The organism is Vibrio sp. 10N.247.311.14 (assembly GCF_041467715.1).
Lineage (GTDB): Bacteria > Pseudomonadota > Gammaproteobacteria > Enterobacterales > Vibrionaceae > Vibrio > Vibrio crassostreae_C.
Genome location: NZ_JBFSVE010000026.1, coordinates 13,213 through 34,260, shown reverse-complemented (window position 1 = coordinate 34,260; position 21,048 = coordinate 13,213). Strand labels below are relative to the sequence as shown.

Below are 21,048 nucleotides of genomic sequence, written 5' to 3'. Positions count from 1 at the left end.
CCCATTTCTTCTTGTGATGCTTATGCCTGACAAATTTAATATGCAGCACCCGCCCTTCGATAGCCTGTCCGACGCCGAACAGTTGAAGCTTCGCTCTTCATTAGACGTGGTGTATTACCGCTCTCAAGAAGTGATACTGGAAGCTGAAAGGCCGAGCCGACACCTGCATATTTTGATCAAAGGAGCTGTTGAAGAGCGCGCGAGCAGTGATGGTGAGATTTACGCACACTATGCCAATGACGATATTTTTGATGTCCGCAGCCAGTTTGAACCCCACACCAAACACCAATATATCGCACTCGAAGATACATTAAGTTATCTGCTGCCCACCGATATTTTTCTTGAGCTTTACCACGCCAATGGCCAATTCGCTGCCTACTTTGATAGCAACCTATCAACACGAAAAGCTTTGATAGAAGCCGCCCAGCAGCAACAGAATCTTGCCGAGTTTATATTAACCAAAGTGGATGACTCTATCTATCACCCACCACTGATACTTGAACCAAACCAACCGATCAACCAAGTCACTCAAACCCTTAAAGAACAAGGGTTAGACTCGGCCCTAGTCCATTTGGAACATAATGATCCAAAAGCTTTTGGAACATCATGTTCCTTGTCGTATGGAATCGTCACTCGAACCAATTTATTGCATGCTGTGATGCTCGATAATTTCACACTGGATGCGCCTGTCGGTGAGATCGCAACGTTTCCGGTGATGCACGTGAACCAAGGCGATTTCTTATTTAACGCCATGATTACCATGACCAGAAATCGAGTAAAAAGGTTGATGGTTTGTGATGGTAAAAATGCGGTCGGCATGGTGGATATGACACAGATTCTCAGTGCATTCTCCACACACTCCCACGTTCTTACTTTGCGTATTGCGCGCGCCACCAGCGTTGAAGAATTGGCAATGGCATCCAACAAACAACGTCAACTGGTCGAGAGCTTGCTCAGTAATGGGATTCGCACACGCTTTATCATGGAGCTGATTTCTGCGGTCAACGAACAGATCATAGAGAAGGCTTTTGAGTTGGTGATCCCACCTGCACTGCATAATCATTGCTGCCTAATCGTGTTGGGTTCTGAGGGGCGTGGAGAGCAAATTCTCAAAACCGATCAAGACAACGCTCTGATTATTCAAGATGGTTTGGAATGGCATCAATGCCAAAGTGCCATGAACGACCTCACCCATACCCTTCAACAATTGGGTTACCCACTGTGCCCGGGCAACGTAATGGTCAACAATCCGAAATGGGTGCATTCAGAACAAGAGTGGAAACAAACCCTCACCCATTGGGTAAAAAAAGCCACGCCAGACACCGTGATGGATATCGCGATCATGGCAGATGCACACGCAGTAGCGGGGAATAGAGAGTTATTAAAACCTGTAAAGCAGCACCTCAGTGATTTAATGCTCGGACAAGAATTGATTCTGACGGAGTTCTGCCGCCCGGCGCTGAACTTCTCAGTTCCCCTGACCCTGTTTGGTAATGTGAAGCAATCTAAGTCCGGACTCGATATCAAACAAGGCGGTATTTTCCCTATCGTGCATGGTGTGAGAGCGCTTTGCCTAGAACATGGTGTCACGGTCAACAACACCTTCGAACGCATTGAGCAGCTGGTCAGCAAGAAAGTATTAGAGCAAAGTACTGCCGATAATCTCAGTGAAGCACTCAAGCAATTCTTTAAGTGGCGCTTAGCCCAAAGGCTTTCTCAGCAGCACAGCAGCAACAAGATTAACGTCAAACTGATGGAACGAGCAGACAGGGATCTGCTTCGTCATAGCCTGCACGTGGTGAAGAAATTCAAGCAATGGCTCGGCTACCACTATCAGATACGGGATTAGGCATTGAACGATGAATAGGTTGGTTCGCTATTACTGGCATCACAAGCTCAAAGGCTCCCTCTATCAGCCTCTGTTTACCGCGCCTATTGATCATGAATATGTATCGCTCGATTGTGAAACCACCAGCCTAGATCCCAATCAGGCAGAATTAGTTACCATTGCCGCGACCAAGATCATCGGTAACCGAATCATTACCAGCCAACCTTTTGAAGTCCGGTTGCGCGCCCCCCAATCGCTCGATTGCAATTCAATAAAAATCCACCGTATCCGTCATCAAGATCTAAAGCACGGCATCGAAGAAAAACAGGCTTTAATCGAGCTACTGAACTTCATTGGAAATCGTCCTTTAGTCGGCTATCACATCCGCTATGATAAAAAAATTCTCGACCGCGCCTGTTTAAAACAGCTTGGATTTCCACTGCCTAACCGATTAGTCGAAGTGAGCCAACTCTATCAAGACAAACTCGAAAGACAGCTGCCCAACGCCTATTTTGATCTCAGTATGGACGCCATCTGTCGCCAACTCGATTTACCTATCCCGGTCAATAAACATGATGCATTACAAGACGCTATCTCCGCTGCGCTGATCTTTGTGCGCCTGAAACATGGTGACCTTCCCCGTTTCAACTCTTCTTATTCTTAATTCAACCACTGGCGCTTCACATAGAGAGCAACATCTCAAAATTGAACTTAACTCGCTATTTTGTAAGTGAAAAGCAGCGTCTCATCCTAAAGTCTAATTGTGGAAATCGCCGTCCTAGCCGAGAGTGATAACACAAAGACGGTTCTGTAATAGACCTAGAAACTGAACACAAAGGAAGTTGCCAGTTCATTAGGAATGTAGGCACAAGGAGAGATGCAATGAGTGAAGCCCACGTTTATCCGGTAAAAGAAAATATTAAATCAACCACACACGCGGATAATGACACTTACCTAGCCATGTACCAGCAATCTGTTTCTGACCCTGAAGGCTTTTGGGGTGAACACGGAAAAATCGTTGATTGGATCAAACCTTTCACACAAGTAAAAAACACCTCTTTCGACCCTGGCCACATTGATATTCGCTGGTTTGAAGATGGCACGCTTAACGTTTCGGCTAACTGTATCGACCGCCACCTTGCTGAGCGCGGTGATGAAGTCGCTATCATCTGGGAAGGCGATGACCCGGCAGATGATAAAACTCTAACTTTTAATGAACTGCATAAAGAAGTGTGCCTGTTTTCGAATGCTCTAAAAGAGCAAGGCGTGCGCAAAGGTGATGTGGTTTGTTTATACATGCCAATGGTGCCAGAAGCGGCAGTAGCCATGCTGGCGTGTACCCGTATCGGTGCGGTTCACACAGTCGTATTTGGTGGTTTCTCACCAGAAGCACTGTCTGGTCGTATTATCGATTCAAATTCTAAAGTCGTTATCACTGCCGATGAAGGCGTGCGTGGCGGCCGTGCTGTTCCACTGAAAAAGAATGTCGATGAAGCACTGACGAACCCTGAAGTGAAAAACATCGAGAAGGTTGTTGTATTCAAACGCACTGGCGGTGATGTGGCATGGCACGAACATCGCGATGTGTGGTGGCACGATGCTATTGCTAATGTATCTGCAGATTGCCCACCAGAAGAGATGAACGCAGAAGATCCACTATTCATCCTTTATACGTCAGGCTCAACAGGTAAACCTAAAGGCGTTATGCACACCACAGGTGGCTACCTTGTTTATGCTGCGATGACCTTCAAATACGTATTCGATTACCAAGAAGGCGAGACTTTCTGGTGTACAGCCGATGTGGGTTGGATTACCGGTCACACATATCTTGTTTACGGACCGCTTGCTAATGGCGCAAAAACGATTCTGTTTGAAGGCGTGCCAAATTACCCGAACACCAGCCGCATGAGCGAAGTGGTCGATAAGCACCAAGTTAATATTCTTTATACGGCGCCAACGGCTATTCGTGCATTGATGGCGAAAGGCAATGAAGCCGTTGAAGGTACTTCTCGTGACAGCCTAAGAATCATGGGCTCAGTGGGTGAACCTATCAACCCAGAGGCGTGGGAGTGGTACTACAAAACAATCGGTAATGAGCAATCTCCAATTGTTGATACATGGTGGCAAACAGAAACGGGCGGTATCTTGATTGCACCGCTACCAGGCGCAACAGACCTGAAACCGGGCTCTGCAACTCGTCCATTCTTCGGTGTGCAACCGGCACTGGTTGATAACATGGGTAACATCATTGAGGGTGCAACAGACGGCAACCTAGTGATTCTTGACTCTTGGCCAGGCCAAATGCGTACCGTTCATGGCGATCATGACCGCTTCGAACAGACTTACTTCTCGACCTTTAAAGGCATGTACTTCACCAGTGACGGCGCTCGTCGTGATGAAGACGGTTACTACTGGATTACGGGGCGTGTCGATGATGTACTTAACGTATCAGGTCACCGTATGGGTACTGCTGAGATTGAATCGGCTCTAGTCGCGTTCGATAAGATTGCAGAAGCCGCGATTGTGGGCATCCCTCATGATATTAAAGGCCAAGCGATTTACGCTTACATCACGCTGAATGATGGTGAGTTCCCAACCGCAGAGCTTCATAAAGAAGTAAAAGACTGGGTACGTAAAGAGATTGGCCCAATTGCAACGCCAGATGTACTGCACTGGACCGACTCTCTACCAAAAACTCGTTCGGGTAAAATCATGCGTCGTATCCTGCGTAAAATCGCGACTGGCGATACAGGTAACCTAGGTGATACCTCGACACTGGCCGACCCAAGTGTGGTTGATAAGCTGATTGCCGAGAAAGCAGAACTGGCATAAGCAGCCAGTCACAGCAGCTAATCACTGTTTAAAACAGCACTTTCTAAACCGTCACCTATGTGGCGGTTTTTTTTATGGCTGATCTTGATCTCAAATATCCCGCCCCAAATTAAGGCTAAGACGCTTTTTTGTTAAGTTGGTAACAATTCCAAGCTGTATCAATAGGAGATTAGACCAGTAAATTGCTGCGATTTGCGCTGAATTAGCTATAATCTGGTTCTAATTTTTAAATTTGGGTTTTTCTCACTGGAAATTAACCGCAAATTTTCAATAAAATGGCAACATTCACGTTCGTAAACACGATAAAGGAAGATAGCCCCACGATGTCTACAAAGTTTCGCATTCTAGTTTTAAATGGCCCAAACCTTAACCTGTTAGGCCTTAGAGAGCCCGCACACTACGGTTCTCAAACACTTGATCAGATTATTAGCTCACTGACCGAGCAAGCGAAAGCACACGATGTTGAGCTATCTCACTTACAGTCAAATCGTGAGTACGAACTGATTGAAGCTATCCATAGTGCTTATCAAAATGTTGATTTTATTATTATCAACCCAGCAGCCTTTACACATACCAGTGTGGCACTGCGTGATGCACTACTTGGCGTTGCAATACCATTTATTGAGGTTCATCTATCGAATGTTCACGCGCGTGAACCATTCCGTCACCACTCTTACCTATCTGATAAAGCAGAAGGTGTGATTTGTGGCTTAGGTGCCCAAGGTTATCAATTTGCTTTGACCGCTGCGCTCAGCAAGCTCAACTCAAAGTAAACATAAACAACGAACTATTACTAACCTACTCAGTCATAGAGTAAGTTCAATTAACAGATAAAGAGAAAGAAACAATGGATATTCGCAAAATCAAAAAGCTAATCGAATTGGTTGAAGAGTCTGGTATTTCTGAGCTAGAAATCTCTGAAGGTGAAGAGTCAGTACGAATCAGTCGTAACAGCACTGCACCTGTAGCACCTGTTCAATATGCAGCAGCTCCAGCACCTGTAGCGGCAGCAGCTCCTGCGGCGGCACCTGTAGCAGCAGAAGCAGCAGCTCCTGCAGTTCCAGCTGGTCACCAAGTTCTTTCTCCAATGGTTGGTACTTTCTACGGCGCTCCAAGCCCAGACGCAAAACCATTCGTTAAAGTTGGTCAATCTGTAACTGCTGGCGAAACGCTATGTATCGTTGAAGCAATGAAAATGATGAACCAAATCGAAGCTGATAAATCTGGTGTTGTAACAGCTATCCTAGTTGAAGACGGTCAACCAGTAGAATTCGACCAAGCTCTAGTAATTATCGAATAATAGAGAGCACTCATTATGTTAGATAAATTAGTAATCGCGAACCGTGGTGAGATTGCACTACGTATTCTGCGTGCATGTAAAGAGCTTGGCATTAAAACGGTAGCGGTTCACTCAACTGCTGACCGTGATCTTAAGCACGTACTGCTTGCAGACGAAACCATTTGTATCGGTCCAGCTCGTGGTATCGATAGCTACCTAAACATCCCTCGTATCATCAGCGCAGCTGAAGTTACAGGTGCAGTAGCTGTTCACCCTGGCTACGGCTTCCTATCTGAAAATGCAGACTTTGCAGAACAGGTAGAGCGCAGTGGCTTTATCTTCGTTGGCCCTAAAGCTGAAACCATTCGCATGATGGGTGACAAAGTGTCAGCTATCACGTCAATGAAGAAAGCTGGCGTACCTTGTGTACCGGGTTCTGACGGCCCTCTTGACGACGACGAAGCAAAAAACAAAGCGCACGCTAAACGCATTGGCTTCCCAGTTATCATCAAGGCATCTGGCGGCGGCGGCGGTCGTGGTATGCGTGTTGTTCGTTCTGAAGCAGAATTAACAGAAGCTATCGCGATGACTCGTGCTGAAGCAAAAGCATGTTTCAACAACGACATGGTTTACATGGAGAAATTCCTAGAAAACCCACGTCACATTGAAGTACAAGTGCTTGCAGATGGCCAAGGTAATGCTATCCACCTAGGTGAGCGTGACTGTTCAATGCAACGTCGTCACCAGAAAGTTGTGGAAGAAGCGCCAGCTCCAGGTATCACTGAAGAGATGCGTAAGTACATTGGCGAACGTTGTACTCGTGCATGTATTGAGATCGGTTACCGCGGTGCAGGTACATTTGAATTCCTATACGAGAACGGTGAATTCTACTTCATCGAAATGAACACTCGTATCCAGGTTGAACACACGATTACTGAAATGGTAACGGGTATCGACCTAGTGAAAGAACAGCTACGTATTGCAGCTGGTCAGCCTCTATCATTCACTCAGGATGACATTAAGCTGCGTGGCCACTCAATCGAATGTCGTATCAATGCTGAAGATCCAGTTCGTTTCCTACCTTCACCAGGTAAGATTGAACGTTTCCACGCACCAGGCGGCATGGGCGTACGTTGGGAATCTCACATCTACACGGGTTACACAGTGCCACCACACTACGATTCAATGATTGGTAAGCTGATCACTTACGGTGAGAACCGTGATGTTGCTATCGCTCGTATGAAGAACGCATTGGGTGAAATGATTGTTGAAGGTATTAACGTTAATACTGAGCTTCAACTGTCTATTATGAACGACGAAAACTTCCAACACGGTGGTGCAAACATCCACTACCTTGAGAAGAAACTTGGTTTGTCATAATCCGTTCGTTTAAGAACAGTCAAAATGCTCACTTCGGTGAGCATTTTTGTTTTTGAACCGCCGAAAAAATCAATCTTTAACCCCCATTATATTCCGTGGGGTTTTGGTGAATTTGCTCATATTTTCTGCTAGACTCGCCATCCAATTTTTCTCATATAGAAGATGCAGCCATGCCTTGGATTCAAATCAAGCTTAATGCTACCAATGAAAATGCCGAACAAATCGGCGACATGTTAATGGAAGAGACTGGTGCTCTTTCTGTAACTTTCCTGGATGCACAAGATACCCCTGTATTTGAGCCTCTGCCAGGCGAAACTCGCCTTTGGGGTGATACTGACATTCTCGCGCTTTACGACGCTGAGACTGATACTGGTGTCGTTCTAGCGCAGATTAAAGCAAGCAACATGTTCCCTGCAGACTTTGCTCATAAAGTAGAGCAAATTGAAGACAAGGATTGGGAGCGTGAATGGATGGACAACTTCCACCCAATGAAGTTTGGTGAGCGTTTATGGATCTGCCCTAGCTGGCGCGATATCCCTGAACCTGACGCTGTTAACGTAATGCTAGACCCTGGCCTTGCATTTGGTACAGGTACTCACCCGACAACGGCATTGTGTCTTGAGTGGCTTGAAGGCTTAGACCTTGCAGGCAAAACCGTGATCGACTTCGGTTGTGGCTCAGGCATCCTAGCGATCGCTGCGATCAAACTAGGCGCAGCAAAAGTTATCGGGATCGACATTGATCCTCAAGCTCTGCTTGCATCAAAAGACAACGCACAACGCAATGGCGTTGCTGAGCAACTAGAGGTGTTCTTGCCACAAGATCAACCGGAAGGTTTGCTAGCAGACGTTGTTGTTGCCAACATTCTTGCGGGTCCATTACGCGACCTTTCTGGCATCATCAAGGGCCTAGTTAAGCCAAATGGTGTACTTGCGATGTCGGGTGTTTTAGATACACAAGCAGAAGATGTTGCCACTTATTATCGTGATGAGCTTCACATTGATCCGATCATCGAACAACAAGAATGGTGTCGAATCTCAGGTCGCAAGCAAGGCTAGACAAGACTTTGGGCGCTAATTGACTGAAATTTAAACAAATTACAAAAACAAATTGTAAATGCTCAAATATTAGTCTTTTCACGCAGCGAAAAAATGCGTAAAATGCGCGCCCTTGCTGGTACAGAACTGTGATGACATTTTTGAAAATCGGAAATTATCAACTTAAGAACAATCTAATCGTCGCTCCTATGGCTGGCGTAACGGATAGACCATTCCGTGAGTTGTGTCTTCGCTACGGTGCGGGGATGGCAGTCAGTGAAATGATGTCCTCCAATCCGAAAGTTTGGAAAACGTCAAAGTCTCAGCAGCGTATGGTACATGAAGGCGAATCGGGCATTCGTTCAGTACAAATCGCTGGTGCAGATCCACAGCTTATGGCCGAGGCTGCTCAATTTAATGTCGATAACGGTGCGCAAATCATCGATATCAACATGGGTTGTCCAGCCAAAAAAGTGAATAAGAAGCTTGCGGGCTCAGCCTTACTGCAGCATCCAGAACTCATTGAAGACATTCTGAAAGCGGTGGTAAATGCTGTCGACGTTCCAGTAACGTTGAAAACGCGCACAGGCTGGGATACAGACAATAGAAACTGTGTCCAAATCGCGAAAATAGCCGAAGACTGCGGCATACAAGCTCTTGCGCTCCATGGAAGAACTCGCGCTTGTATGTACAAAGGTGAGGCAGAATACAAACACATTAAAGCAGCGAAACAAGCAGTATCTATTCCGGTTATCGCTAACGGTGATATCGATAGTCCGGAAAAAGCGAAGTTTGTGCTGGAGTACACCGGCGCTGATGCTTTAATGATAGGTCGACCTGCCCAAGGACGTCCTTGGATTTTTAACGAAATCCTACACTATTTGGAAAACGGCACCACGATGGACCCACTCCCGATTTCGGAAGTGAAAGACATCATGCTTGGTCATGTGCACGCTCTACATGAATTTTATGGAGAGTTTTTAGGCCCTCGCATCGCTCGTAAGCATGTGGGTTGGTATCTAAAAGAACATGAACAAGCGAGTGAGTTTCGCCGTACCTTCAACGCATTCGAAGCAGGTGATCTGCAGCTTGAAGCGCTAGAAGGTTTTTTTGATAACGTTGCACCATAATTACGAGAAGAGCTAGACCGAATATGTTCGAACAAAATCTGACTTCAGAAGCATTGACAGTAACTACAGTTACATCACAAGACCAAATCACGCAGAAGCCACTACGTGACTCAGTTAAAGCATCATTGAAAAATTACCTTGCTCAATTAAACGGTCAAGAAGTCAGCGAGTTATACGAATTAGTATTAGCTGAAGTTGAACAGCCACTACTAGACACTATCATGCAGTACACTCGCGGTAACCAAACTCGCGCAGCAACCATGATGGGTATTAACCGCGGTACTCTTCGCAAGAAACTTAAAAAATACGGCATGAACTAATCGTTCTTTCGTAATTTATTGAATTGAAAGCCAAGCTCATTGTTGAGTTTGGCTTTTTTTTGGCTTGTCGATCCGTGATAGTCGCTGATTACTCTCCAGTGCGACAGCAGCGACCTTTGTCGACGTTTGCTGAGTCCAAGGCTGCTAGAATCGAACAATGGCTTGCATCATCGTCTACGTGACCACAACACGCATCATTAATCTTTTTAAGTGCGGTGCGAATCTTAGTTAACTCGGTAATCTTCTCATCAATCATCTCTAGCTTTGCTGAGGTAATCGACTTCACTTCAGCGCAACTGTGCTGTGTGGCCTCGAGGCGAATCTCAAGCAATTCTTTAATCTCGTCCAAACTCAGCCCCAACGCTTTAGATTTGAGAATAAACGTCACCTGTTTCTGGTTATTTTCATCATATAGGCGATAACCCGAGTCACTGCGACTGGCTGGCGCGATCAGGTTATTCTTCTCATAAAATCGCAAGGTATCGGCTGTCACACCGCATCGCTTCGCTAATTCACCGATCTGAAACATGTTTTTTCCTACTGTTTCGTCCATTCCACAATTAACCTTATCGTTACTTTTTAGGCTGAAATGGCACTTTTCATAATTAATTTTGAGATGCCAAACGATTGCGCGAGCTTTTTTGTAATAAATTAGTTAGAATCTGCGCCATCAAATTTGGAGTTGGTTATCTTATAGCTTAATCATAAGACTAACCCAAAAGGTCTTTACCAAAACTGGCCAATATTTTATCTCTTACTGGTATCTAAGATAATCCACGCTAAGAAGATAGAAACAAGTTCTTTTTTGGCAAATATCTTTATTTTAACCCCATGAATTTGAGGAAGATGGAAGCATGAATAACGCTCGTCCAATTCGCCGCGCTCTAATCAGCGTATCAGACAAAACTAGTATCGTTGAATTTGCACAAGCTCTTGCTAACCGTGGTGTAGATATCCTATCTACCGGTGGCACTGCTCGCCTGCTTGCTGAAAAAGGCATCTCTGTTACAGAAGTATCTGACTACACTGGTTTCCCAGAAATGATGGATGGCCGTGTTAAGACTCTGCACCCAAAAGTTCATGGTGGTGTTCTAGGCCGTCGTGGCCAAGATGATGACGTGATGGAAACTCACGGTATCAACCCTATCGATATGGTTGTTGTAAACCTATACCCATTCGCAGAAACCGTTGCTAAAGAAGGTTGTACCCTTGCTGATGCTGTTGAGAACATCGACATCGGCGGCCCTACAATGGTTCGCTCTGCAGCGAAAAACCACAAAGACGTAACGATCGTTGTTAACGCACACGACTACGAGCGCGTTGTCGCTGAAATGGACGCGAACGATAAATCTCTAACACTAGAGACTCGCTTCGACCTCGCTATCGCAGCATTCGAGCACACCGCTTCTTACGACGGCATGATCGCAAACTACTTCGGCACTATGGTTCCATCTTACGGTGCCTCTCTACTTGATGAAGAAGGAAAGAAGGCTGACGAAGAGTCTAAATTCCCTCGCACGTTCAACCAACAGTTCGAGAAAAAGCAAGACATGCGCTACGGTGAGAACAGCCACCAGGCAGCCGCATTCTACGTTGAAGCAAACCCTGAAGAAGCATCAGTTTCTACAGCTCGCCAGATTCAAGGTAAAGCCCTTTCTTACAACAACATCGCTGACACCGACGCAGCACTTGAGTGTGTGAAAGAGTTCGACCAGCCAGCATGTGTGATCGTTAAGCACGCTAACCCATGTGGTGTTGCACTAGGTGAAGACATCCTAGAAGCTTACGACCGTGCATTCAAAACAGACCCAACTTCTGCATTTGGCGGCATCATCGCTTTCAACCGTGAGCTAGACGCTGCAACAGCAACGGCTATCACTGAGCGTCAATTCGTTGAAGTTATCATTGCACCATCAGTTTCTGCTGAAGCAGTAGCAATCGTAGCGGCTAAGAAAAACCTTCGCCTACTTGAGTGTGGTGAGTGGACAACGAAGACAACTGGCTTTGACGTTAAACGCGTTAACGGTGGTTTGCTAGTTCAAGACCGCGACCAAGGCATGGTGTCTGAAGATGACCTTAAAGTGGTTTCTAAGCGCCAGCCAACAGCTGAAGAATTGAAAGATGCTCTATTCTGCTGGAAAGTAGCGAAATACGTTAAATCTAACGCTATCGTTTACTCGAAAGGCGACATGACAATTGGTGTTGGCGCTGGCCAAATGAGCCGCGTTTACTCTGCGAAAATCGCAGGCATCAAAGCTGCAGACGAAGGTCTAAAGGTTGAAGGTTGTGTAATGGCATCTGACGCGTTCTTCCCATTCCGTGACGGTATCGACGCGGCAGCAGAAGCTGGCATCAAGTGTGTTATCCAACCGGGTGGTTCTATGCGTGATGACGAAGTTATCGCAGCAGCAGACGAACACGGCATGGCGATGATCTTTACGGGCATGCGTCACTTCCGCCACTAATTTCCTCTTCGTATTTGGCACTGTGGCGTCGTTAGCTGCTTTCGCCCACCCCGGTCACATAGCAGACTATGCTCCCCGGGGATGGGCTCAATTGCTGCCTAGCCACATCACCAACTACTTTGAGCAAGACTTATAACTTTGTTTTTTTAAATATTTAGATATTTGAGATTAAGGATTTTACAATGCGAGTTTTAATCATCGGTGCTGGCGGTAGAGAACATGCTTTAGGCTGGAAAGCAGCACAAAACCCAAACGTTGAAACAGTATTCATCGCTCCAGGTAACGCAGGCACCGCACTTGAGCCTAAACTTGAGAACGTAAACATCGGCGTTGAAGACATCGCTGGGTTAGTCGCGTTTGCTCAAGAGAAAGAAATCGAACTGACCATCGTTGGCCCTGAAGCACCGTTAGTCATTGGTGTGGTTGACGCATTTCGAGAAGTAGGTCTACCTATCTTTGGTCCAACTCAAGCAGCAGCGCAACTTGAAGGTTCTAAAGCATTCACCAAAGACTTCCTAGCTCGTCATGACATCCCAACAGGTTCTTACGCTAACTTCACTGAAATTGAGCCAGCTCTCGCTTACGTTCGTGAGCAAGGCGCGCCAATTGTAGTTAAAGCTGACGGCCTTGCGGCTGGTAAAGGCGTTATCGTTGCGATGACACTGGAAGAAGCAGAAGACGCAATCAAAGACATGCTAGCAGGCAACGCATTTGGCGAAGCAGGCAGCCGTGTGGTTATCGAAGAGTTCCTTGAAGGCGAAGAGGCAAGCTTTATCGTAATGGTTGACGGCTCTAGCGTGCTTCCTATGGCCACCAGCCAAGATCACAAACGTGTTGGCGACAAAGACACTGGGCCGAACACGGGCGGCATGGGTGCTTACTCTCCTGCGCCGGTTGTAACTCCAGAAATCCACAACCGTATCCTTGAGGAAGTTATCTACCCAACGGTACGTGGTATGGACGCAGAAGGCGCACCTTACACAGGTTTCCTTTACGCTGGCCTAATGATCGATGCTGACGGCACACCTAAAGTTATCGAATACAACTGCCGCTTTGGCGACCCTGAAACGCAACCTATCATGATGCGTATGGAGTCAGACCTTGTTGAACTTTGCCTAATGGCTATCGACGAGAAGCTCGACGAAGCAGAATCGAAGTGGGATCCACGCGCTTCTATCGGTGTTGTTCTTGCGGCTGGCGGTTACCCTGCTGACTACGCAAAAGGTGACGTTATTTCACTACCAACAAGCGAAGTTGAAGGCCAAAAGGTTTTCCACGCGGGTACGACAAATAATGAAGCTGGCGACGTTGTGACAAACGGCGGTCGTGTACTTTGTGCAACAGCACTGGGCAATACGGTTTCTGAGGCTCAAGAGCGCGCTTACGCGTTGACGAAGCAAGTTAGCTGGAATGGTATGTTCCACCGCAATGATATTGGTTACCGTGCGATTGCGCGCGAGCAAGAGCAGTAATCAATCTGGTTACTCGCTTACTTTTCATAATAGTAAGCAAATGACAGTAAGCGAATAACAACAAAAGGCGCCTCAATAGGCGCCTTTTTTATTACTCAATCTTTCTAGGAATCCGCGTCTGTACAGACAAATCAGCACTTGGCCTACAGTAGGCCAAATACTCTCAATCCTTTGATTACTCGCTATTCTTTCAGCAACGATGGCCTCACGACACAATCATGACTGTCTTCAGCCAGCATCAGTAACTCTTCTACGCTCATCTTACCGAGTAAGTCACTGCCAAGAAACGCCGCATAGCTTTCCACTGATGCCAATCGGTCGATCACGAAGCTTGGTAAGGTCTGGTTAAATTCAATGCGATCAAATTCACCACCAGCGCACGTCTTAAAAGAGCTGCCATCCCAGTAACCCTGAACCAGTCTGAGCCCTTCGTCATTCTGCTTCATCGTAGTCTCTAGAACCGACTTAGCTTCTTTCTGGTAGTTTTCGAGTTGCTTAGCTTGGATAGGTAAGATTTTGCTATCAATACGATACTGTTGATACACAGCTTCGCCTGACTTATTGAAACGCACATGGACACGATAAGGAACCAGCTCATTCGAAGAGTTACGCTGCTCGCCTTCACGAATGAATTCTCGAAGCACGCCTTCTGACCAAGCATAATCAGTTTGGTACCAGCCGTAATCGCCGACAGTGACGTAGTCAGCTGAAGTATGAGGTTGTGTTAGCTTGTTTGTAACCCAGTAGAAACTTGTCGCGTCGCCCATGACTTGGCCGCCGGTATGAGTTTCAAATTGCTCTAGGTTTTTGCGAGGGCTTGTTGAAGAACAACCAATAAGAAATGTAGATAATAGTGAAACGAGAAGAAATGCTTTTTTCATAAAAACCTGTACCGAGGTGGAATACGACTACCTCGGTACAGTTTAGATTATTTCACTGAATCTTTCAGCGCTTTACCTGCAACAAATGCTGGAACATTTGCAGCAGCGATTTGGATCTCATCACCAGTTTTTGGGTTACGACCAGTGCGAGCTGCACGGTGGTTTACTTTAAAAGTACCAAAACCAATTAGCTGAACTTGATCGCCATCTTTAAGAGCATCTGTAACACCGCCAAGAGTCGCTTCTAGAGCAGCTTTAGCTTGTGCTTTAGAAAGGTCCGCTTTTTCAGCAATAAAGTCGATTAATTGAGTCTTGTTCATTTTAGGTTTCCCTTCTTTGTATTTTTAAATTCAATTCACTCTAAAACATAAATGCCCCATCTGGCAAAGGTTTGTCGTCGATCTTTAGCTCTAATGCCGTAGTTTTAGCCATAATATGAGTAATAACTCACAATTTGTTACTGATTTTATTAAGCAAGCCCTTGTTTAAAAGGGGCTGAGAGCAAAATTAATGATGACCTAGCCACTACTTTTTCACTATAATCCACGCTGAATCGCTGCTAAAGCGTACAATTTAATTTAAGGGCAAACATGCTGCTGCTATCTATTTACGTCTCCATTGCTATTGGAGTTTCTTTCATTTGTTCTGTTTTGGAAGCTGTACTTTTGAGTATTAGTCCGAGCTACATTGCTCAACTAAAACAAAATGGGCACCCTGCAGCAGAGTCTTTAGACAAACTGAAAACAGATATTGACCGCCCGCTTGCGTCAATTTTAACGCTCAACACCATCGCCCATACTATCGGTGCTGCGACAGCAGGTGCACAAGCGGCTGTCGTTTTTGGTAGCCAATGGTTAGGTGTCTTCTCTGCCGTGCTAACGCTAGGTATCTTGGTATTATCTGAGATTGTTCCAAAAACCATTGGTGCAACCTACTGGCGTCAACTTGCTCCTGCTTCGGCAAGCGTGCTTCGTTGGATGGTGTTCTTCCTAACACCGTTTGTATGGTTCTCAGAACAGATCACCAAACGTCTTGCTCGTGGCCACCAAGCACCAAAAATGCGTGATGAGTTATCTGCAATGGCGATTTTGGCAAAAGAGAGCGGTGAATTTGCAGAAGGCGAGTCAAAAATCCTGAGCAACCTACTGGGTATTCAAGATGTACCCGTGACTCAGGTAATGACGCCGCGCCCAGTGGTATTCCGTGTTGATGCGGAAATGAGTGTGAATACGTTCCTAGAACAACATAAAGACACGCCATTCTCACGTCCGCTGGTTTACAGCGAGCAGAGTGACAACATCATCGGTTTTGTTCACCGCTTAGAGCTGTTTAGATTGCAGCAAGCCGGTTGTGGTGAGAAAGCTTTGGGTGAAGTAATGCGCCCTATCCACGTGTTGCTGAACAACATGGGCTTGGCTAAGGCCTTTGACCAGATGATGGCAAACCGCCTGCAACTGTCTTTAGTTGTGGACGAATACGGCACTATTCAGGGCATCATCACCCTAGAAGACATCTTTGAGCACCTAGTGGGCGAAGAGATTGTCGACGAAGCGGATAAGACGACTGACATGCAAGAACTGGCGTTCCAACGCTGGGAGAAGTGGAAAGAGACACACGGTGTTATCGAAAACCGCGATGACGAGGACGAGGAAGAAACTCCAGCAGACAACGACTCTTCAGATGCAAAATCAACGAATGACGACGACGCATCAAAAGATAAGGCATCAAAAGACAAAGTGTAGAACGAAGACAAAAAAGACGCTTAATCTAAATTTGATACCGTCAGATACAACAAAGGCTCCCTAGGGAGCCTTTGTTTTTATTCGTACCTTGGTGCAATTGCGAATTATAGCGCAACACCAATGTTACTGACTGGGTCTTCACGCAGTTCGTGGCGTAGGTCTTTGATCAGCTCTAAGTCACGCTCAGTCGTTTCACGTAGAGGTCGGAAAATGGCCCACTGAACGTCCCACTCTTCACACACCGCTTCGTTTTCTTTCTGGTTTTCGTTCGTCACTTCTTCAGCGCCTTGAGCAAACTCAAGCTCAGCAACCGTCTTCACCGATTGTTGACTCACTTTAATTACCGCTTCCAACATATGTTCACGGTCAAGCAGACCATGAATTAGCGTTGCTAGGCCTTGGCATGCGTCCATTGCTGGGTAAACACCATAAAAATCAAAATCATCACCGCTAGGGAATAGCTCTTCAACCTTCTCAAGTTGACGCTCAAAGTTCACCTTTGCTGTTTTAACCGTCAGGATTTCCCAAATGCTATCCAAAACATCACGATAGATTCGAGCTTCCGCAAATTCTGTATTCTCACAAAACATGGCATAGTTAGGGTACATACGCTCACATAGACACGCCATAAAGGTAATTTGTTGCCAAGGTTCTAACTTTTCAAGACGAACCTGCAGTGGATTCTGAAGCATAGTCACTCAATAATTGCAGAAAAAGACAGCGAAAGTGTACTTGATAAACCCTGGGGGGAAAAGGTAAGCCGATGAACAATTTTACGAATAAGCTCTATATTCTTACTGAGCATGACGATACCTATACGCAACTGATTCTAAACCAGGATTTACCCGACCTAGAAATCACTCAAAACCCCAAATCAGCACAGATTGTCTTGGCGTCACCACCTCTAATCGCAGAGCGCCTCGGCGAGTTTAAAGAGCTAGACTGGGTACAGAGTACCTATGCCGGAATCAATAAAATCACTCAGCCAGATCTGCGTCAGGACTATACGCTAACCAACGTCAAAGGCATCTTTGGTCCGGCTATCGCAGAATACGTATTGGGTTACACAATCAGTCACTGTAGACACTTCCCTCATTACCACCAGCATCAACAACAACGAAACTGGCAGCCACAGCTTTATACTAGCCTAACTGACAAAACTATGGTGATTTTAGGAACAGGTTCAATCGGCAGTCATTTGGCAAAAACCGCGGCGGCTTTTGGTATTCATACCATAGGTGTCAACCGTACCGGCATCCCATCCAAACAAGAAACCTTTAAAGAGACTTTCCACATCAATGAGATAGAGGCTGCCCTTAAGCAGGCCGATATTGTGGTCAACACCTTGCCATCAACCGCTGAAACCTATCAGCTGTTGAACCAAACCACGTTAGGTTACTGCTCTAATGTGTTGCTGTTTAATGTCGGTCGAGGGGAAAGCATCGACAATAAAGCCTTGTTGCTCGCCATAAAAAACAGATGGGTAGAACACGCATTTTTAGATGTGTTTGAAAGTGAACCCCTCTCTCAGGAATATCCTTTCTGGAAACTACCGCAAGTCACCATCACTCCACACATCGCTGCACTCAGTGAGCCAAGACAAGTAGTCGAGATCTTCGCAGAGAATTACAAACAGTGGCGAGATGGCTTTACACTTAATCATGTCATCGATTTTGATAAAGGTTACTGATGTCCTCTTCGTTACTTAAAGAGATTCGACAATGCCGAGCTTGTGAACCTCACCTATCACACGGTGCCAACCCAGTGATTCAAGCACACCCAAATGCGCGTTTGCTGATCATAGGTCAAGCGCCGGGTATCAAGGTGCATGAGTCGTCGATCCCTTGGAATGACGCCAGTGGCGAACGATTAAGAGACTGGTTAGGGATAGACAGCGATACTTTTTACGACGAGCATAAAGTCGCGATTGTGCCTATGGGGTTTTGTTATCCGGGAAAAGGAAAGAGTGGCGATCTGCCACCACGCAAAGAATGCGCAGAGCTCTGGCACAAAAAAGTACTGCAGTCATTGCCCAACATTCAAATGACACTATTGATTGGTCAATATGCGCAAAACTATTATTTAAAGGAAAGAACCACCAAAACGCTGACAGAAACAGTCAAAAACTGGCAGGCTTGGGCGCCTGAATTTTTGCCATTACCTCACCCTTCGCCACGCAATAATATCTGGCTCAAGAAGAACCCTTGGTTTGAAAATGAAGTCATTCCTTATATCAGGAAACACATCTCAGAGCATTTGGCCTACCATGATCCAAATGCCTAATTAACTGCACACAATAAGATTAAACCGCTATCAAATGCCAATTTCAGGCAATAAAAAAGCGCTGTTGGTTTTCCAACAGCGCTTTCAATCATCTTACTCAGAATTACTTGTGGTAAGGCTTAGACAATTCGTGAACAGCGTCAACGAATACACCAGCGTTCTCTGGCGGTACATCCAAGTGGATACCGTGGCCTAGGTTAAATACATGACCTGTACCGCCGTCGCCGAAGCCTTCAAGGATGCTGCCCACTTCTTCGCGAATACGTTCAGGCTGAGCGTAAAGCATTGAAGGATCCATGTTACCTTGCAGAGCAACTTTGTCGCCGATGCGAGCTTTTGCATCTGCGATGTTGATTGTCCAGTCTAGACCAACCGCATCACAACCTGTTGCTGCGATAGACTCAAGCCACATGCCGCCGTTCTTAGTGAACAGAGTAACCGGTACTCGACGACCTTCGTTTTCACGGATTAGGCCATCAACGATTTTGTGCATGTATTGCAGTGAGAATAGGTTGTAGTCACGAGGGGTCAGTACACCACCCCATGTATCAAATACCATTACCGATTGAGCACCCGCTTTAATTTGCGCGTTCAGGTATTCGATAACACTGTCAGCTAGCTTGTCTAGAAGCAGGTGCAGCGTTTGTGGTTCTGCATACATCATCTTCTTGATCTTAGTGAATGCTTTAGAGCTTCCACCTTCAACCATGTATGTAGCTAGAGTCCATGGGCTACCAGAGAAACCAATCAGTGGCACTTCGCCTTTCAGGTCTTTACGGATCTGACGAACGGCATTCATTACGTATTGAAGCTCACCTTCTGGATCAGGTAGGCCAATCTTCTCTACGTCAGCTTTACACGTGATCGGACGCTCAAACTTAGGACCTTCACCTGTTTCAAAGTACAAACCTAAGCCCATTGCATCAGGGATAGTTAGGATGTCTGAGAACAAGATTGCCGCATCAAGCGGGAAACGACGTAAAGGTTGAAGTGTTACTTCTGATGCCAGTTCCGCGTTTTTGCACAAAGACATGAAATCGCCCGCTTCAGCGCGCGTTGCTTTGTACTCAGGAAGATAGCGGCCAGCTTGGCGCATCATCCATACCGGTGTGTAATCAACAGGCTGTTTTAAAAGTGCGCGTAAATAGCGATCGTTTTTTAATTCGGTCATTCCGTTAAATTCCAATTCAATCTTGTCTAGTTTTGATGGCAAGTATTCTAACACTGATTGAAGGGTAAAAGCTGTGTGCTTTGCAACCTAGATCAAGTTATTAACTTTTAAATCAATGCTTAATTTGCACCCAATTACGGGAGCATGTTAAAAATTTGTTCGCTAGCGAAAATTACAATTATAACATCTGAGTAGTCACTACTCAGCATCTCATAACGACATCTTACTTACCCCCTCCACTTGTGGAGGGTTTTTTTTAGCTTTTGACCACCCATAGGCCAAATACTATCACAGGCAAATTAGTGCTCTAGCATCTGCTCCGTCACACCATCTTTCATCACGTCATCAACGGTTTTCTCAATCAACTGTCTCGCAATGGTTCCAACAGGAGCAACATCAGGTAGGCTTGTTACGTCAAACCATTGAGCATCCGATAGCTCGCTGTAGTCAGGCTTAAGCGTACCACCAGCATAATCTGCGAGAAAGCCCATCATCATACTCGATGGAAACGCCCATGGCTGGCTGCCAAAATAACGAATATTATCGACATCGATACCCGTTTCTTCTTTGACTTCTCTTGCCACACACTGCTCTAAGGTCTCTCCGACCTCTAGGAAGCCCGCTATCACGGTATACATGCCTGTTTTATGTCTTGGGTGCTGCGCAAGCAATATCTTGTTGTCGTTTCGTACAGCGACAATGATGCACGGGAAGATACGAGGGTAATGAAGCGTGCGGCAATCTCCACACTGCATCGCCACCTGGTTATGGTTGAGATGATTTCGACCGCCACACTGAGGGCAAAAACGCATACTTTGAGTCATATGCCCATATTGGATGGCTTTGCTTGCAGTCAAGAAACTCGCTTCAGGCCAGTGCAGTAACTCTCTTAGGCTGACCATGCTAAGCTCATTCTCCACATCACAATCGTTGAGCCAATACACCTTGCGACCTTGATGCTGACCAATACAGATTGCATGCTCCACACTCAGCCCAAGCTCTTCAGCAGAGCCAAACGGAAACTGATCATTATTAACCCAAACATCACTACCAGAAACGACGCACCAATAAGCTTGCTCTGTCATTTTGTTATCACTTTTTTTTAACATCCCTATGCCTCATTGCTTGCAGTTCGTTCATTTTACTGGCAATCTAATTTCATACTAGAGTTGTAGCAGAGAATATTTCAAGCTATTACTTTTAGTAGCTACCAATAAAACGGACCCTG

Annotated in this window: 20 protein-coding genes; 14 read left to right on the top strand and 6 right to left on the bottom strand. The window is 45.9% G+C overall.

Annotated elements, in window-relative coordinates; genetic code table 11:
• The first annotated feature begins 16 nt into the window (after nt 1-16).
• The 9 genes from AB6F11_RS11490 to fis all read left to right on the top strand — a co-directional run bounded on the left by AB6F11_RS11490 (nt 17) and on the right by fis (nt 9,806).
• Nucleotides 17-1,849 carry a DUF294 nucleotidyltransferase-like domain-containing protein gene (locus AB6F11_RS11490; RefSeq protein ID WP_102394135.1) on the top strand — a complete coding sequence of 611 codons (1,833 nt, stop codon included), beginning with the start codon at nt 17-19 and terminating at the stop codon, nt 1,847-1,849.
• A gap of 10 nt (nt 1,850-1,859) precedes the next feature.
• Complete coding sequence (locus AB6F11_RS11485; RefSeq protein ID WP_017062708.1) at nt 1,860-2,492, top strand: 3'-5' exonuclease; 633 nt, start codon at nt 1,860-1,862, stop codon at nt 2,490-2,492.
• Between the two features lie 218 nt (nt 2,493-2,710).
• The gene (acs, locus tag AB6F11_RS11480; RefSeq protein WP_009844693.1) at nt 2,711-4,660 is read left to right on the top strand and encodes an acetate--CoA ligase; all 1,950 of its coding nucleotides are present in this window, start codon (nt 2,711-2,713) and stop codon (nt 4,658-4,660) included.
• Nucleotides 4,661-4,983: 323 nt separating this feature from the next.
• A complete protein-coding gene (gene aroQ / locus AB6F11_RS11475) occupies nt 4,984-5,433 on the top strand; it encodes a type II 3-dehydroquinate dehydratase (RefSeq protein ID WP_010435475.1) in 450 nt (149 codons plus the stop codon).
• Between the two features lie 74 nt (nt 5,434-5,507).
• Nucleotides 5,508-5,960, top strand: coding sequence for an acetyl-CoA carboxylase biotin carboxyl carrier protein (accB, locus tag AB6F11_RS11470; protein WP_017062707.1), 453 nt, complete (start codon nt 5,508-5,510; stop codon nt 5,958-5,960).
• Between the two features lie 15 nt (nt 5,961-5,975).
• Entirely contained in the window at nt 5,976-7,319 is a 1,344-nt protein-coding gene (gene accC, locus AB6F11_RS11465; RefSeq protein ID WP_017062706.1) for an acetyl-CoA carboxylase biotin carboxylase subunit, read from the top strand.
• Between the two features lie 170 nt (nt 7,320-7,489).
• On the top strand, nt 7,490-8,377 hold the full coding sequence (gene prmA / locus AB6F11_RS11460) for a 50S ribosomal protein L11 methyltransferase (protein WP_017055901.1): 888 nt from the start codon (nt 7,490-7,492) through the stop codon (nt 8,375-8,377).
• A 140-nt stretch (nt 8,378-8,517) separates the two neighbouring features.
• Nucleotides 8,518-9,486, top strand: a complete 969-nt coding sequence (gene dusB / locus AB6F11_RS11455) for a tRNA dihydrouridine synthase DusB (protein ID WP_032546269.1) — start codon at nt 8,518-8,520, stop codon at nt 9,484-9,486.
• Between the two features lie 23 nt (nt 9,487-9,509).
• Nucleotides 9,510-9,806 (top strand): DNA-binding transcriptional regulator Fis, encoded by a 297-nt coding sequence (gene fis, locus AB6F11_RS11450; RefSeq protein ID WP_004729744.1) that lies wholly within the window; start codon nt 9,510-9,512, stop codon nt 9,804-9,806.
• A gap of 88 nt (nt 9,807-9,894) precedes the next feature.
• Here the strand turns inward: fis and zntR are convergent, their stop codons facing one another.
• The gene (gene zntR / locus AB6F11_RS11445) at nt 9,895-10,335 is read right to left on the bottom strand and encodes a Zn(2+)-responsive transcriptional regulator (protein ID WP_017062704.1); all 441 of its coding nucleotides are present in this window, start codon (nt 10,333-10,335) and stop codon (nt 9,895-9,897) included.
• 325 nt (nt 10,336-10,660) lie between these two features.
• On the opposite strand from zntR, the gene purH reads away from it, so the two are divergent.
• Both purH and purD read left to right on the top strand, forming a co-directional pair.
• Nucleotides 10,661-12,271 (top strand): bifunctional phosphoribosylaminoimidazolecarboxamide formyltransferase/IMP cyclohydrolase, encoded by a 1,611-nt coding sequence (gene purH / locus AB6F11_RS11440; RefSeq protein ID WP_102394134.1) that lies wholly within the window; start codon nt 10,661-10,663, stop codon nt 12,269-12,271.
• A gap of 182 nt (nt 12,272-12,453) precedes the next feature.
• Nucleotides 12,454-13,743 (top strand): phosphoribosylamine--glycine ligase, encoded by a 1,290-nt coding sequence (gene purD / locus AB6F11_RS11435; protein WP_102394133.1) that lies wholly within the window; start codon nt 12,454-12,456, stop codon nt 13,741-13,743.
• A gap of 182 nt (nt 13,744-13,925) precedes the next feature.
• Here purD and AB6F11_RS11430 read toward each other — a convergent pair whose 3' ends face one another.
• Both AB6F11_RS11430 and hupA read right to left on the bottom strand, forming a co-directional pair.
• Nucleotides 13,926-14,624, bottom strand: a complete 699-nt coding sequence (locus AB6F11_RS11430; protein WP_017068859.1) for a DUF1481 domain-containing protein — start codon at nt 14,622-14,624, stop codon at nt 13,926-13,928.
• A gap of 47 nt (nt 14,625-14,671) precedes the next feature.
• On the bottom strand, nt 14,672-14,944 hold the full coding sequence (gene hupA, locus AB6F11_RS11425) for a nucleoid-associated protein HU-alpha (protein WP_004729753.1): 273 nt from the start codon (nt 14,942-14,944) through the stop codon (nt 14,672-14,674).
• Nucleotides 14,945-15,214: 270 nt separating this feature from the next.
• Here hupA and AB6F11_RS11420 point away from each other — a divergent pair, with 270 nt between their 5' ends.
• Nucleotides 15,215-16,366, top strand: coding sequence for a CNNM domain-containing protein (locus AB6F11_RS11420; protein ID WP_017062700.1), 1,152 nt, complete (start codon nt 15,215-15,217; stop codon nt 16,364-16,366).
• 104 nt (nt 16,367-16,470) lie between these two features.
• Here AB6F11_RS11420 and AB6F11_RS11415 read toward each other — a convergent pair whose 3' ends face one another.
• The gene (locus AB6F11_RS11415) at nt 16,471-17,058 is read right to left on the bottom strand and encodes a YjaG family protein (protein WP_017062699.1); all 588 of its coding nucleotides are present in this window, start codon (nt 17,056-17,058) and stop codon (nt 16,471-16,473) included.
• 71 nt (nt 17,059-17,129) lie between these two features.
• On the opposite strand from AB6F11_RS11415, the gene AB6F11_RS11410 reads away from it, so the two are divergent.
• Entirely contained in the window at nt 17,130-18,056 is a 927-nt protein-coding gene (locus tag AB6F11_RS11410) for a D-2-hydroxyacid dehydrogenase (protein WP_102394132.1), read from the top strand.
• A complete protein-coding gene (locus AB6F11_RS11405; RefSeq protein ID WP_102394131.1) occupies nt 18,056-18,649 on the top strand; it encodes a uracil-DNA glycosylase family protein in 594 nt (197 codons plus the stop codon). The genes AB6F11_RS11410 and AB6F11_RS11405 overlap by 1 nt, the downstream gene beginning before the upstream one ends.
• Before the next feature lie 103 nt (nt 18,650-18,752).
• Here AB6F11_RS11405 and hemE read toward each other — a convergent pair whose 3' ends face one another.
• Together hemE and nudC are read right to left on the bottom strand one after the other, a co-directional pair.
• On the bottom strand, nt 18,753-19,820 hold the full coding sequence (gene hemE / locus AB6F11_RS11400) for a uroporphyrinogen decarboxylase (protein ID WP_017060530.1): 1,068 nt from the start codon (nt 19,818-19,820) through the stop codon (nt 18,753-18,755).
• 299 nt (nt 19,821-20,119) lie between these two features.
• Entirely contained in the window at nt 20,120-20,929 is an 810-nt protein-coding gene (nudC, locus tag AB6F11_RS11395) for an NAD(+) diphosphatase (RefSeq protein ID WP_102394130.1), read from the bottom strand.
• Between the last annotated feature and the right edge of the window lie 119 nt (nt 20,930-21,048).